Annotated in this window: 12 protein-coding genes; all 12 read left to right on the top strand. The window is 54.7% G+C overall.

Going from position 1 to position 15,438, the window contains the following annotated elements; all coding sequences use genetic code 11:
- The first annotated feature begins 10 nt into the window (after positions 1-10).
- The 12 genes from QOL84_RS25050 (at position 11) to QOL84_RS24995 (ending at position 15,427) form a co-directional block, all read left to right on the top strand.
- Positions 11-250 (top strand): LapA family protein, encoded by a 240-nt coding sequence (locus QOL84_RS25050; protein ID WP_283438938.1) that lies wholly within the window; start codon positions 11-13, stop codon positions 248-250.
- Between the two features lie 225 nt (positions 251-475).
- Positions 476-1,552 (top strand): dTDP-glucose 4,6-dehydratase, encoded by a 1,077-nt coding sequence (gene rfbB / locus QOL84_RS25045; protein WP_283438937.1) that lies wholly within the window; start codon positions 476-478, stop codon positions 1,550-1,552.
- Positions 1,549-2,442: a dTDP-4-dehydrorhamnose reductase gene (gene rfbD / locus QOL84_RS25040; protein WP_283438936.1), complete on the top strand. Its 894-nt coding sequence runs from the start codon at positions 1,549-1,551 to the stop codon at positions 2,440-2,442. The genes rfbB and rfbD overlap by 4 nt, the downstream gene beginning before the upstream one ends.
- Complete coding sequence (gene rfbA, locus QOL84_RS25035) at positions 2,439-3,329, top strand: glucose-1-phosphate thymidylyltransferase RfbA (RefSeq protein WP_283438935.1); 891 nt, start codon at positions 2,439-2,441, stop codon at positions 3,327-3,329. The genes rfbD and rfbA overlap by 4 nt, the downstream gene beginning before the upstream one ends.
- Positions 3,330-3,381: 52 nt before the next feature.
- Entirely contained in the window at positions 3,382-4,305 is a 924-nt protein-coding gene (locus QOL84_RS25030) for a glycosyltransferase (protein WP_283438934.1), read from the top strand.
- Positions 4,302-5,255 (top strand): UDP-glucose 4-epimerase family protein, encoded by a 954-nt coding sequence (locus QOL84_RS25025; protein WP_283438933.1) that lies wholly within the window; start codon positions 4,302-4,304, stop codon positions 5,253-5,255. The genes QOL84_RS25030 and QOL84_RS25025 overlap by 4 nt, the downstream gene beginning before the upstream one ends.
- A 398-nt stretch (positions 5,256-5,653) precedes the next feature.
- Positions 5,654-6,646, top strand: coding sequence for a glycosyltransferase family 2 protein (locus tag QOL84_RS25020; RefSeq protein ID WP_283438932.1), 993 nt, complete (start codon positions 5,654-5,656; stop codon positions 6,644-6,646).
- Positions 6,647-6,761: 115 nt separating this feature from the next.
- A complete protein-coding gene (locus QOL84_RS25015) occupies positions 6,762-7,580 on the top strand; it encodes an ABC transporter permease (RefSeq protein ID WP_283438931.1) in 819 nt (272 codons plus the stop codon).
- Positions 7,567-8,877, top strand: coding sequence for an ABC transporter ATP-binding protein (locus QOL84_RS25010; RefSeq protein ID WP_430458741.1), 1,311 nt, complete (start codon positions 7,567-7,569; stop codon positions 8,875-8,877). The genes QOL84_RS25015 and QOL84_RS25010 overlap by 14 nt, the downstream gene beginning before the upstream one ends.
- On the top strand, positions 8,874-13,118 hold the full coding sequence (locus tag QOL84_RS25005) for a glycosyltransferase (protein WP_283438929.1): 4,245 nt from the start codon (positions 8,874-8,876) through the stop codon (positions 13,116-13,118). Before QOL84_RS25010 ends, QOL84_RS25005 begins: the two co-directional genes overlap by 4 nt.
- Positions 13,119-13,215: 97 nt before the next feature.
- Complete coding sequence (locus QOL84_RS25000; RefSeq protein WP_283438928.1) at positions 13,216-14,226, top strand: MraY family glycosyltransferase; 1,011 nt, start codon at positions 13,216-13,218, stop codon at positions 14,224-14,226.
- Positions 14,227-14,332: 106 nt separating this feature from the next.
- On the top strand, positions 14,333-15,427 hold the full coding sequence (locus QOL84_RS24995) for an acyltransferase family protein (protein ID WP_283438927.1): 1,095 nt from the start codon (positions 14,333-14,335) through the stop codon (positions 15,425-15,427).
- Positions 15,428-15,438: the final 11 nt, after the last annotated feature.

Here is a 15,438-nt window from a genome sequence, read left to right as displayed (position 1 = left end):
GGAGCTGCTCATGCGTAATATCAAGCGCATCCTTCTTGGCGTTTTTATTCTTTTGCTGGTATTGGCGATTCTTGCGTTTGTGCTTGAGAACCAACAAGCGGTGTCGTTGTTGTTTTTAGGCTGGGCTGGTCCTCAACTGCCAGTGTCCCTGGTAGTGGTGGCAGCGTTGCTGATCGGTATGTTTATCGGTCCGATACTTGGCTGGTTTATGGGACGCTCGTCCAGAGCCGCGCGCAAGCGTCTTGTCTGAAAACGACAAGCGCATGGCGTCTGTCGAAATTGCACCTCTGCCTGTCTATATCCATTAGTAAAAGATTCATTAAGCTGTAAAATGCGTCCCTTGTTCGATAGTGGCATATTCCCACTTCGATTCAGACTGACTCTGACGGAAGCCTCAGGTTTGATGGCTTCTGCATTCATGGATTAGACAGTGCTCGTTGGTGTCACTGTCCGCAGCTCAAGGGTATGGTTTCGCGTGAAAATTCTAGTTACCGGCGGCGCCGGGTTCATCGGCTCGGCAGTCATCCGTCACATCATTTCCAATACCTCCGACGCCGTGATCAACGTCGACAAGCTGACGTATGCCGGTAACCTCGAGTCGCTGGCTGAAGTCAGCGGTGATTCGCGCTACGTGTTCGAACGTGTCGACATTTGTGATCGTGATCAGATCGACCGTGTCCTGCGTGAACACCAGCCAGATGCCATCATGCACCTGGCTGCAGAATCTCACGTCGATCGCTCGATTACCGGTCCGTCCGAGTTCATCCAGACCAACATCATCGGCACTTACACTCTGCTGGAAGCTGCGCGCCATTATTGGGCGGCACTGGATGATGCGCGTAAAGCCAACTTCCGCTTCCATCATATTTCGACTGACGAAGTTTACGGAGATCTCGAGGGTCCGGAAGACCTCTTCACCGAAACAACGCCTTATCAGCCAAGCTCGCCTTATTCGGCCAGCAAGGCCAGTTCCGATCACCTCGTTCGCGCCTGGGCCCGTACTTATGGCCTGCCAACGTTGGTCACCAACTGCTCGAACAACTACGGCCCTTGCCACTTCCCGGAGAAATTGATCCCGCTGATCATTCTCAATGCGCTGGAAGGCAAGGCGCTGCCGGTGTATGGCAAAGGCAATCAAGTCCGCGATTGGCTCTATGTCGAAGATCACGCTCGCGCTTTGTATAAAGTCGTTACCGAAGGTGTAATCGGTGAGACCTACAACATCGGCGGTCACAACGAGAAGCAAAACATCGAAGTCGTGCATACATTGTGTGCGTTGCTGGATGAGTTGCGTCCGGACTCGGCTCATCGCCCGCACGCCAGTCTGATTACCTATGTTCAGGATCGTCCTGGGCATGACCAGCGTTATGCCATCGACGCCAGCAAGATCCAGCGTGAACTTGGCTGGACGCCGCAAGAAACATTCGAAACCGGTATCCGCAAGACTGTCGAGTGGTACCTCAACAACACTGAGTGGGTTGCTCACGTCAAAAGCGGTAGCTACCAGCAGTGGATCGACCAGAACTACGCGGATCGCACGAACAAGGCATGAAAATTCTCCTGCTCGGCAAAAATGGCCAGGTAGGTTGGGAGCTGCAACGCTCCCTTGCCCCGCTTGGCGAGTTGATCGCGCTCGATCGTCATGCCGTTGATGGTTTATGTGGCGACCTGTCCAGTCTGGATGCGTTGCGTGCAACTATCCGGCGAATCAGGCCCGATATCATCGTCAACGCGGCTGCGTACACCGCTGTCGACAAAGCTGAATCGGAAAGCGAGCTGGCTGATCGTGTGAACGCGCAGGCGAGTCGGCTCATGGCCGAGGAAGTCGCGATTCTGGGTGGCTGGCTGATTCATTACTCGACCGATTACGTCTTCAATGGACAAGGCACCACACCTTGGCAGGAGACTGATGCTGTCGCTCCGGTCAATCAGTATGGCGCAAGCAAACTGGCGGGTGAGCAAGCCATCACGGCGTCCGGATGCAAGCATCTGATCTTTCGAACAAGCTGGGTCTATGGCGCTCGCGGCAATAATTTCGCCAAGACCATGCTGCGCCTGGCCAAAGATCGCGACACGTTGAGCGTCATCGCCGATCAGATCGGAGCGCCAACAGGGGCTGATCTGATTGCCGACGTTACAGCATTGGCCATTCGCCAGGTGTTGCAGCAGCCCGAGCTGTCAGGTTTGTATCATCTGGCGGCCGCTGGCGAAGTGTCCTGGCATGGTTATGCAAGTCATGTGATTGCGTTTGCTCAAGATAACGGCGAGCAGCTCGCCGTCGAGACGGTCAATCCGATCGATACGACTGCTTATCCGACGCCCGCGCGTCGGCCTCTGAACTCACGCTTGAATACTCAGAAGCTGCGCGACAATTTTTCTCTACACTTGCCGGATTGGCAAAGTGGTGTAACCCGAATGCTTAGGGAAGTTCTGAACAAATGACCACGACAAATCGTAAAGGCATCATCCTCGCCGGTGGCTCGGGCACGCGCCTGCACCCGTTGACCCTTGGCGTCTCGAAGCAGATGTTGCCGATCTACGACAAGCCGATGATCTTTTATCCGCTGTCGGTGCTGATGCTCGCCGGTATGCGCGAGATTCTGATTATCTCAACCCCTGAAGACTTGCCTTGTTTCCGCAAGCTTCTGGGGGATGGCAGTCTGTATGGCATCAAGCTGACTTATGCCGAGCAACCAAGCCCCGATGGCCTGGCGCAAGCTTTCATCATTGGTGAAGAGTTTATCGGCGATGATCCTTGCTGCCTGATCCTGGGCGATAACATTTTCTACGGCCAGCATTTCTCCGACAATCTGCGTTCGGCGACCAACCAGCAGCACGGCGCCACTGTATTCGGTTACCACGTTTCCGATCCGGAGCGTTTTGGTGTGGTCGAGTTCGATGCTTCCGGCCGCGCGCTGAGCATCGAAGAAAAACCGTTGAAGCCAAAATCCAGCTATGCCGTGACAGGCCTGTATTTCTATGACAATCAGGTTGTACAGATTGCCAAGAACATCAAGCCTTCGGAGCGTGGAGAGCTGGAGATCACTGACGTCAATCGTGCCTACCTTGAGCAGAAATCGCTGAATGTGGAGATGCTGGGGCGTGGTTTCGCCTGGCTGGATACCGGCACTCATGATTCCCTGCTGGAAGCGAGCCACTTCGTTCACACGATCGAACAGCGTCAGGGGTTGAAAGTCGCCTGCCTGGAAGAAATCGCCTATCACAACGGCTGGATTACTGCCGAGCAGCTGGCCGCTCAAGCGGATGCGCTCAAAAAGACCGGTTACGGCCAATACTTGCAGAAGCTGTTGGACACGCCTTCACGCTGATCGAAATACCTTTTTCGAGCAGTAGTGTTTAACCGGTCTAATCAGGATTGGCATGCCAGTAGAACATCCCAAGGTTGCAGTGTTGTTGGCGGCCTTTAACGGCATGCGCTGGATCGAGGAGCAGTTGGCCTCGATCCTTGACCAGTCAGCCGTCGACGTAACCGTTTACATCAGTATCGACCCCTCCACTGACGGTACCGAAACCTGGTGCGCGGACTATGCTGCGCGCCATGCGCAAGTGATTGTCCTGCCTGAAGCCGGCAGCTTTGGCGGCGCGTCGCGTAATTTCTTCAGGCTGATTCGCGATGTGCCTGTGGAAGAATATGACTTCATCGCCTTCGCTGACCAGGATGATATCTGGAATCTCGACAAGCTTGATCGCGCGACTCAGGCGATCCGGTTACGTCAGGTTGACGCCTACTCCAGCAATGTCACGGCCTTCTGGGCAGACGGGCGAGCTTGTCTGCTCGACAAAGGGCAGCCGCAAGTCGCCTGGGATTATTTGTTCGAGGCTGCAGGTCCGGGCTGTACCTATGTCATGAGCCGACAACTGATGACGCAGTTAAAGGCGTCGATGCTCGCCAATTGGGACGAGTTGCAGCAGGTCAGCCTGCATGACTGGTATTGCTACGCCTACACCCGCAGTCACGGCTTAAGCTGGTTCATCGATCCGTTGTCGTCCATGCAATATCGCCAGCATGAGCAAAATCAAGTGGGGGCAAATACCGGTATCGGTTCGTTGATTGATCGTTACAAGACGATTCACGATGGCTGGTGGTTTTCCCAGGTGCGGTTGATCGCGAAGCTGGTGGGTGTCGGGGACGATGTATTCGTGCGGCGCTGGTTGTCGTTAGGCCGCAGGCAGCTGTTGAGATTGTCCCTGAGTGCCCGGCATTGCCGGCGTCGAAAGCGGGACAAGGTGTTTTTCTTCTGTATTTGTTGGGCCACTGCGGTCATTGGGAAAAAAGCTGAATGACGAAGCGCCGGGTGTTGGTTACAGGTGCCACCGGTTTTGTCGGTGAGGCAGTGGTTTTTCGCATGTTGCTGGACAAGGCGTATGCGCCTGTTGCCGCCGTGCGCGGTGAAAGCCGGTTGAGCGGTTTGTGCGATGTGGTGCCGTTCGACTTGAGCGCCAGCATTGAACTGCCAGCGTTGATGCAGATTGATACGGTGGTTCACTGTGCAGCCCGCGTCCATGTGATGAGTGATACTGCCGCCGACCCTCTGGCAAAATTTCGTGAGATCAACGTCCAGGGCACAACGCGCCTGGCGCGCAAAGCGGCCGAGGCGGGTGTCAGGCGTTTTGTGTTCATCAGTTCGATCAAGGTCAACGGTGAAGCGACATTGCCCGGAATGCCCTTCAAGGCTGACGATCAGCCCGCACCCGTTGATCCCTATGGTGTTTCCAAAGGCGAGGCGGAAGAGTGCTTGCGTGAAATCGGTCGTGAGACCGGCATGGAGATTGTCATCATCCGTCCGCCGCTGGTGTATGGCCCGGGTGTAAAAGCCAACTTCCTCAGCATGATGAGCTGGTTGCGCAAAGGCTTGCCGTTGCCATTGGGGGCGTTGCGAAATCAGCGCAGTCTGGTGGCGCTGGGCAATCTCGTGGATCTGATTGTTACCTGTATTGCGCACCCCGCAGCGGCGAATCAGACGTTTCTGGTCAGCGATGGCGAAGACTTGTCTACCACTCGCTTGCTGCGGCGTATGGCGGCGGCTCTGGATAAGCGGGCCTTTTTGTTGCCTCTGCCGAAAATGCTGCTGCGAGCTGCTGCACAATTGGTGGGTAAAGGGGATATGGCGCAAAGACTTTGCGGTTCACTGCAGGTCGACATCGATAAAACCCGCTTGCTGTTGCAGTGGTCGCCTCCTGTCAGTGTCGACAAGGCGTTGAAGGTCACAGCGATGCATTACCTCGATCATTGATCAATTCGCGTGCTGTTTTCGAATGGAGTTGAAGGTTTAGGGGAGTAGTGGCCATCGATCTGCAAGTGCCAATTGGCAGAATGCCACCCCTTTTGCCAATGCAGGGCGCTTGATACCCTACGCCCCCCCAAACCAATGCAGCTTTGCCGGGCTATTGAAGTTCAATCCAGGCCGATGCGATTTCAATTTTCCGGTGCTGTGAATGCCCGACCGTATTTCCTTCAGTGATATCACCGGGCTATCAAGTGGCTTTGACTCATTGTTATAATGGCAAATTTTGCGCAGTCGGAGCGGCCCATGAGAAGAGCATGTAAGGCTTGCCCCAATGATAGTGCGCAGTTTGATGGCGGGCGAATCAATCCCGTCATTATTTTATCCTTAACGCAATGGAGTGCTCGGTGGTAGTCCCTCTTCCGCAAGCTGTTCAGACAGGCAATTTACCTCCCCGCGAGCCGGGTAAAGGTTCGCACGCTTCGCGCGTCACAATCCTTATGTGTACTTACAACGGTGAGCGTTTTCTGTCTCAACAACTGGATTCCATTGCTCGTCAAAGTTTTCAGAATTGGGATGTCGTGGTATCGGACGATGGCTCAACCGATGGCACTCTGGACATGTTGCGCCAATACGCCGAGGCCTGGGGCGAAGGCAAGCTGACTGTCCGGCAAGGCCCGAAGCGAGGTTTCGCTGCGAACTTTCTGTCACTGGCCTGCATTGCCCCCGCTCAGTCGGATTTTTATGCATGGGCCGATCAGGATGATATCTGGCAAGACTGCAAACTCGAGGTGGCTCTCAAGTCGCTGCAGCTGTTGCCGATGGATATTCCAGCATTGTACTGCGCGCGTACTGAATTGATTGACGATGCGGGAGCGGTGATCGGCAGTTCGCCATTGTTTGCACGGCCGGCCAGTTTTGCCAATGCGTTGGTGCAGAGCCTTGCCGGTGGCAACACCATGGTTTTCAACCGTTCGGCGCAAGCGCTATTTCAGGCAGCCGGAGCACATCTCGATATAGTGTCCCATGACTGGTGGGCCTATCTGTTGGTGACCGGTGCGGGCGGACAAGTTGTCTACGATCATGCGCCGACCATTCTTTACAGACAGCACGATACCAATCTGATCGGTTCCGACATGGGCGCGCGCGCGCGTTTGGCAAGATTGCGCATGATGTTCAGCGGGCGCTTCAAAGGATGGAACCAGAGGAATATCGTTGCCCTTGAATCGGTTCGCGCAAGTTTGAGCGAAGAGAATCAATTGACCCTGGATCTGTTTCAGAAAGCCCGAAAGTCCCGGGGCACGGCGCGATTCTTGTGGTTGAGACGGTCCGGCGTCTATCGACAGACTATGTGGGGTAGCCTGGGACTGATCCTGGCCGCGATCATTAATAGAATATGAAGATATTCGCGTTTGCAGGACGCTTTGCACGCTTTCTGCAGGCACGTTAGCGGTATTTGAACGAGAGAATTTTTGATGAGGTTCATCTCCCTGCGTTTTTTTAGGTGTGTGTTTAATGCGTAATTTTTCGATTTCGCCGAGGGAATTGCTCGGTAGCTTGTGGCGCAATCGCAGCATGATCAAAGCTCTGGTGCAGCGAGAGGTTGTCGGGCGCTATCGCGGGTCTTTCATGGGGATTCTGTGGTCGTTCTTCAATCCGGTGTTCATGCTGGTTGTGTACACGTTTGTCTTCAGTGTCGTGTTCAAGGCTCGCTGGAGTGGCGGCAGTGATTCCAAGACAGAATTCGCGCTCATCCTGTTCGCGGGGCTGATCGTATTCAACCTGTTCGCCGAGTGCTTCAATCGCAGCCCGACGTTGATTCTTTCCAACGCCAACTACGTCAAGAAGGTGGTTTTCCCGCTGGAAATCCTGCCGTGGGTCACCGTGGGTTCCGCACTGTTTCATATGGTGATCAGTCTGATCGTATGGCTGATCGCCTATGTCTTTCTGTTTGGTACGCCGCATCTGACGGTCTTGTTGTTCCCGCTGATCATGTTGCCTCTGGTGCTATTGATCATGGGATTGACGTGGGCCCTGGCATCGCTCGGGGTTTACTTGCGTGATGTCGCGCAATTCATCGGGATCCTGACCACCGTACTGATGTTCCTCTCGCCCATTTTCTACCCGGCGAGTGCCTTGCCCGAAAAATATCAACACTTGCTGATGTTGAACCCGCTCACGCCAACCATTGAATACGCACGCGAAGTGCTGTTTTGGGGGCGTATGCCTGATTTCACTGTTCTGGGCATTTATTTCGCAGGCTCACTAGTGGTCGCCTGGCTGGGCTTTGCCTGGTTCCAGAAAACTCGAAAAGGATTTGCTGATGTCATCTGAGATTGCCATCAAAGTTCAGAATCTCAGCAAATGCTACGAGATTTACGACAAGCCACATGACCGTCTGCTGCAGATGCTCAGCCGCGGCAAGAAGAAATATTGCCGGGAGTTCTGGGCGCTCCACGATGTCTCGTTCGAGATTCGTAAAGGCGAGACCGTGGGGATTGTAGGCAAAAACGGCAGCGGCAAGTCCACGCTGTTGCAGATCCTCTGCGGAACCCTCAACCCTACCGGCGGCACCGTGGAAACCCACGGCCGGATCGCCGCGTTGCTTGAACTGGGCTCGGGTTTCAATCCCGAGTTTACCGGCCGCGAAAACGTCTACCTGAACGCAACTATCCTCGGTTTGAGCAAAGAAGAGATCGATGAAAAGTACGATGCAATCATCGAGTTTGCGGACATCGGCGAGTTTATCAATCAGCCGGTAAAAACCTATTCCAGCGGGATGCTCGTCCGCCTGGCGTTTTCCGTTCAAGCGCAGGTCGAGCCGGACATTCTCATTGTTGACGAAGCGTTGGCCGTGGGTGATGCGAAGTTCCAGGCGCGCTGTTTCGATCGCTTGAAGAAGTTAAAGGAAAATGGCACCAGCATCCTCCTCGTGACGCATTCGAGTGAGCAGATCGTGACTCATTGCGACAAGGCATTCCTGTTGAATGACGGTGTGCAGTTAGAGCAAGGCGAGCCACGCAAAGTCGTCAATCGCTATCTGGATCTGCTGTTCGGCAAGACCCAGAACTCTGTGGTGACTGAACTCGAGCCTGCTGTCGACGCACCGGAAACGTATCACACGCCTGAGGGCGGGATGGACGTGTTTGATACGCACCCCAACTACAATCCCAATGAGTATCGTTGGGGCGATCGCGCGGCAACGATCATCGACTTTCATCTAAGCGCTGATGGTCAAGAGTATCCCGTCGCAGTTGACACCGGCGCGAAACTCAAGCTGGCCGTGTTCGTCAGATTTGATACCGATCTGGTTTGTCCAATCCTCGGCATGACCATCAAAACCAAGGAAGGTGTAACCGTCTACGGCGTGAACAGTGAAACGCTCGACTCTGCGGATTTCCGTGCCTTTGGGCGCAAGGGCGATATCGTCGAGGTCGAGCTGTCGATTGCCTGCGAACTGGCTCCGGGTGACTACTTCATTTCCCTAGGCGTTTCGACCAAAGACGGTGAAGAAGTGACCCCAAGGGATCGCCGTTACGATTCTGTGCACCTTCAAGTGCGGCCGACAGACAAGTTTTTTGGGCTGGTAAATCTAGATTCGAGCATTCGTGCCAAAAAGGTTCCAAATTGAATACTTTACTGACGCAAGCGGGCTATCAACTTAACGAAGAACTCAAGATCTGGTCGCGACCGGATTATGCGAGTATCAATTACAGTGACGGCGATACCACCGAACTGCGCATCAAGTACTTGATTGACAAGGCACGTGATGTCAGTGTTTTCTCCGATGAACTACGTGGCTGGTGTACGGATTGGCCATCGCTGTATTACCTGTCCAGCACTCGCGCGAACCTGCTGCGGGTGTTTGATGCCGATCTTCGCGGTGACGTCCTGGAAATCGGCGCTGGCTGCGGCGCCATTACCCGCTATCTGGGCGAGCAGGGCGGCAATGTCCTGGCGCTGGAAGGCAGTGCCCGCCGCGCAAGCATTGCCCGCGCGCGCACCAGAGACTTGCCGAACGTATCGGTGCTGGCCGAAACATTCGAAAGCTTCCAGATTGACAAGAAGTTTGATGTCATCACGCTGATTGGTGTTTTTGAGTACGCCAACCTGTTTGTGTCGGGTGAGAACCCGGGCGCGAACATGCTTGCAAAAGTCCGTTCGTTGTTAAAGCCGGACGGTTTGCTGATCATCGCCATCGAGAACCAGTTGGGCCTCAAGTATTTTGCAGGCGCACCGGAAGATCATGTTGTTACACCGATGTTCGGTGTCGAGGGTCGCTACAACAGTGCGACCCCACAAACTTACGGCAAGCAGGCGCTGGCTTCGCTATTGTCCGGTGCCGGCTTCTCGTCCAACGAATTTTTTGCGCCATTTCCGGATTACAAACTGCCGGTTTCGATTGTCACGGAAGAAGGCTTTGTCGACCCTGATTTCGATGCTGCGGCTTTTGCCTGGCAAAGCGCCCAGCGCGACCCGCAGTTGCCTGAGCTGTGTACGTTTTCGCTCGAGTTGGCGTGGCCGCAGATCTGCAAGAATGGTTTGGGCATGGACATGTCCAACTCCTTCCTCATCGGTGCTTCGCCGGTTGCCCGTAAAACCCTCGATAAAGGAACGCTGGCCGTTCACTTCAGCAGTGACCGCCGGGCTGAGTTCTGCAAGAGCTCCTCGTTCAAAAAAGGTGCTGACAGCTCAATTCGCGTTCACTACGAGAAGTTGGCCGAGACGCAAGCGGCGCCAGCTGTGGACTCTATCGTCGAATTCAAACTGACGGCCTCAGAGCCTTATGTCAAAGGGCAGGTTCTCTCGACGAAGTTGATCGAGATCGTCAATGCCGAAGGCTGGACTTATGCCCAGGTAGGCGTATTCCTGAACGGCTACGTGGATATACTGAAAAATATTTCCGGTGAGCAGCCGGGGGCAGATGGTTTGTTGCCGGGGCATCTGTTCGATGCCGTACCGCAGAACATTCTGATTGATCAGCAAGGTGCGCCTCATCTGATCGATAAAGAGTGGTCGCTGACGGTCGGTTTGCGCATCGAATTTTTGCTGTTCAGGGCACTGCGGCAATTGCTTGGGTCGGTGACTCGCTTCAGCCCATGTGCTGATTTCGCTACAGCCACTTACAAGGAATTCGTGTTTGCCGCTTCTGCGGCGGCTGGCTATTTGATCGACGAGGCAGATGTTCACCAATTCCTATCGCTGGAAGCCTCTGTACAAAGTGCCGTCAATGGTCGCGAGCCAAGCGAGTTTCTAACGTGGGAAGAGGATCGTCGGGTTGTCATCGACAACTTGTTGATGGCTTTCAACAAGTCTCAGGCCGCCTTGGCTACAGAAACACAAGCGCTGGACGCTGCCGGACGAGAAATTGAAAGAGTTGCGGCCGAGTCTCGACAGCTGCAAAGCGAACTCGAAAGTGCTCAGTCGGAACGCTACCGTTTGTCTGTGCGGCTGGCTGAAAGTCAGGTGGCCTACAATGATGTGATCCATTCGAACTCCTGGTTTATCACCAAGCCGATCCGGTTTGTCGTTCGTTCATTGCGTAATGGCAAAAAGGCTTTACGCAGCAACGTGGAAAGCTGCAAGCGCGCAGCCACCGTTTATCTGCGTGACCAGGAGGTCAAGGCTCCGGTATCTGCAGACAAGAGTTACATCGTCGAGGCGCCAATCGCCCGTGCCCGGTCCGTGACCGTGATCTTGCCTGTCTATAAAGGCATCGAGATGACCAAACGCTGCATCGAAGCTGCCATGCCAGGCATTCTTTCGATGCCGGGTTCAAAGATCATTGCGATCAACGACTGCAGCCCCGATGCCGGTATGCTGGACATGTTGCTCGAGCTCGAAACGCAATGGCCAGGCGTGCTGACGGTTCTGGACAACCCGAATAACCTGGGGTTCGTCAAAACCGTTAACCGTGGCATGCGCCAAGCTGGCGAAGATGACATCGTGTTCCTGAACAGCGATGTGATCGTTCCGCAAAACTGGCTGGAACGACTCACCGCAGAAGCCTACAGTGCACCGAATATCGGTACGGTGACGCCGTTCTCGAATAACGCGACCATCTGCAGTTTCCCGGCCTTCCTGTACGAAAACGAACAGGCGTTCGGGCTGGACGTTCATCAGATCGACAAAGTCTTTGCCGGTGCTCGACTGCCGAATGTGAAGGCACCGACCGGTGTCGGCTTCTGCATGTACGTGCGCCGCGATTGCCTGGACGTCGTCGGGCTGTTGAACGAGGAAAAATTCGGCCGTGGCTATGGCGAAGAAAACGATTTGTGCCAGCGTGCCCTCAAGGCTGGCTGGTTCAACGTCATAACTCCAAACCTGTACGCGTTCCATGAAGGCGGTGTCAGTTTTTCCTCGACCAAGCAGGCTTTGATCGAAAATGCCTTCAAGGCCATTGTCGAACTGCACCCGGACTATCACCTGGATATTCAGACGTTCATTGCTGAAGATCCGGTCAAGCTGGTACGCGTCAATCGTCTGGTTCAGTTGCTGTCGACACTGGATCGTCCCAAGATCCTGCAGGTTTCCCATGAGGCCGGGGGCGGGGTCAAGCAGCATGTCGAGGAACTGAGCGAAGCGCTTCAGGCGAATGCCTACAACCTGATTCTCACGCCGCGCAAGGGTACCGGCGCCGTCTCGCTGTACATGGGCACATTCCCTGGGGCAGACGAACTGGTATTCCGTCTTCCGGAAGAACTCCCGATGCTGGTGGACTTGCTTAAAGGCTGCGGTGTCGGATTCGTCCATTTCCATCACTCTCTTGGATTGAACCCGGCACTGTTCGACCTTCCGGCGCAGTTGGGGACTGAGTATGCATTGACGGCCCACGACTTCTACTGGATCGGTGGCAACCCGACGTTGACCAACGACGCGGGTGTTTTTCCTGGCCAATATTCCGATGATTTGCTCAATCCTGCTTTCCCTCTGCCCGATGGTGTTTCGGCAGCCGCGTGGCGAGATCAATTGAGAGGCTTCATCGAAAACGCGAAAACGGTTGTTTTCCCGTCCGATTACACGCTGTCGCTTTACCAGCAGCACTATGCTCTGCAGCGTCCGATCGTGGCGCTGCACGTTGAAGAGAAACGACCTGTCAGTTCTGCGGTGGCGGCGATCAGTGCCAAGCCGCGGTACAACGTGGGTGTGCTGGGTGCGCTGGGCAAAGAAAAAGGTGCTGATTATCTCGAGCAACTGGCTGCGAAGGCGAAGGCTGCAAGTGCGCCCTTCGACTTCAAGCTGCTTGGGTTTGCCTATCGGGAGTTGAAAGGCGTTTTCACCACCGGTCAATACGATGCCGCTGACCTTGCGCGTTTGATGGCGGAACATGATCTCGACTTGATCCTGTTTCCTGCGCAGTGGCCGGAAACCTACAGCTACACGCTCAGTTATGCGCTGCAGTCGGGTTTGCCGATCATTGCGCCGGATATCGGTGCATTCCCCGAGCGTCTGGCCAGCCGTGAACATACGCTCGTATACCGTTTTGGCATCGAGCCGGCAGAGCTTCTGGGGGCGATGGGTGCATTTGTGAAGTCGTCGGTTGCCGGAGACTCCGTCCGGGCGCCATCACATGGCCAAAGCCTGTTGAATGCTGATTTCTACGATGTCGATTATTTGCAATTAGTGAATAGCGATGTGCCGCGCCAGGAACACCTCGGTTTCCTCGAACTTCCTGCAGCGAGTGCTTCGGCAGCCGAGTACGAAGTGCCGCTGACCACCCGGGAGATCGCGCTGCTCGCTCTCTGGACGTTGTACCGCAAGCCTGGCATGCAGCGACTCAGCCGTGCGGTTCCGTATGGCCTGCGTCAGAAAATCAAGAGAAAGCTGAGCAAGCGTCCACTGCACGAAATTGTCGACCTGCACAAAAACTGAGCCGGTTATGCCCCCTTACCGCTGAATTTCAGCGGTAAGGGGCTGAGTATTTTGACGCAATGTCGAATTCGAGTTTTGCAAAGGAGCCACTGGGCTTATGAGTAGCGTTTGGCTTGTGCCAGTGGTTTTCGCCAGTGCCTTCATTTTAACGGCGCTCTTGCGCCGCTATGCCTTGTCCAAAAGCCTTATCGATATTCCCAACGACCGGAGTTCTCACACTATTCCGACCCCGAGGGGCGGAGGCGTGGCGATCGTGGTCACTTTTCTGGCCGCGCTTTGTCTGTTGTTTGTAGGGGAGTTGATCCCCACAGGACTGTTTGTCTCGGCGATGGGAGCCGGCGCTTTGGTCGCAATTATTGGCTTCATGGATGATCATGGCCACATCGCTGCACGTTGGCGGCTCTTGGGGCATTTCGCCGCGGCTGCATGGGCACTCTATTGGTTGGGAGGCTTGCCGCCGATTCATGCATTTGGCCAAGTGGTCAATCTGGGCTGGGTCGGGTCGGCATTGGCGGCTTTTTATCTCGTATGGATGCTCAACCTCTATAACTTCATGGATGGTATCGACGGGATCGCCGGTGTCGAGGCGGTCACGGTTTGCCTGGGTGCATGCCTGCTGTACGCGTTAGGCGCCGATGCCCCGTTGATTGGGTCGACTCTATTGCTCGCTGCCGCTGTGGGCGGATTCCTGGTCTGGAATTTCCCGAAGGCGCGGATCTTCATGGGCGATGCCGGCAGCGGGTTTCTTGGTCTTATTCTGGGCATTCTCGCGCTTGCGGCCAGCTGGGTGTCATTCGAGCTGTTTTGGGGATGGCTGATCCTGCTGGGTGTTTTCATCGTCGACGCAACGTTTACGCTCCTGCGCCGGCTGCTTCGCGGCGAGAAGGTTTATGAGGCTCACCGCAGTCATGCCTATCAGTTTGCTTCGCGTCGATATGCCCAGCATTGGCCCGTCACGGTTACAGTGGGGTTGATCAATTTGCTGTGGTTGCTGCCGATTGCCGTATGCGTCAGCCGATTATGGCTGGACGGGGTGGCGGGGCTCATCCTTGCTTATGCTCCTTTGGTGTTTCTTGCCTTCAAGTACCAGGCAGGAAAGGCGGAGTAGAGCTGATCGGAGCACCCGGTTGCATTCGTAATGGCAGCATAATCCTGCTGCACTTACGTGATAACATGCGCGCGCCGAATAAAAGGTAACAAAACGAGTTCGCGTAATGATCGATATTAAAAAGCCAACAACAACACTTGGCGACATGGTAAAGCTTCGCGCCAACAATTTTGACTTGCTCAGATTGTGCGCGGCCTTGGTCGTCTTGATTACCCATAGCTTTGCGCTCACGGGAAAATCGCCGGCAACCTGGTATTCCCTGTTTATGGGGTATGAACCGGGAAGCCTGGCGGTCAGCGCTTTTTTTGCGATCAGTGGTTTTCTGATTGCGGGTTCATTGGAGCGCCGTACGTTCACGGAATATTGGCAGGCACGCGCCTTGCGCATTATCCCGGCACTGGCGGTCACTTCGTTCGTTTCTGCATTGATATTGGGCCCTGTTTTCACCGCGCTGCCGCTTGGTGAGTATTTCCAGAACTCCGGCACCTATCGTTATCTGACCAATTCGATTCCGTATCAGACAGCGTTCGTACTGCCTGGCGTCTTCATGGATGTTACCTATCCGCAGACGGTGAACGGTTCGTTGTGGACGATCCCGATCGAAGCGTTTTGCTATGTAGCGCTGGCCGCGATTTTCTTCGTCGGACGTAGAACCTTTTCACTGGTTGTACCGGTAATGGCGTTGATTTCGGCGTTCTTTGTCTGGTTGTTTTTCCACGGCCCCATCGCACCAATCACGTTTTTCGGTACGACTGAAGTATTGCCGGTTCTGCGTTTCGGTCTGATGTTCCTGGTCGGTACCTTCCTCTGGAAGTACAAGGACATCGTGCCATTCAAAGGCAGCATCGCAGCAATGTGTCTGGTTGTACTGTTGATCGGCTCGCGATTTGGTTATACCAACCTGGCGCTGTTCATTGCGCTGCCGTACTTGCTGATGTACCTGGCTTATCGTCGTCCTGTCTGCGTAGACGGCATGCGCAAGCTCGGCGACCTATCTTATGGCACCTATCTCTTCGCCTTCCCGATCCAGCAAGCGCTGGTGTCGATCTCCCACAAGTCGATCAACGGCTGGTGGTTGGCGATTGCCGCCAGTGTGCTTTCCATGGGCTTGGCGTGGTTCTCGTGGCGGTACATTGAAAAGCCGGCGATGCAGTTCAAAAAGAAGTTCTCGGCACCGGTGGTGCTTGAAAAAACAGCCTGACCTGCAGGCAT

The organism is Pseudomonas helmanticensis (assembly GCF_900182985.1).
In the GTDB taxonomy this organism is placed as follows: domain Bacteria; phylum Pseudomonadota; class Gammaproteobacteria; order Pseudomonadales; family Pseudomonadaceae; genus Aquipseudomonas; species Aquipseudomonas helmanticensis.
This window is presented reverse-complemented; position numbering and strand designations above follow the sequence as displayed.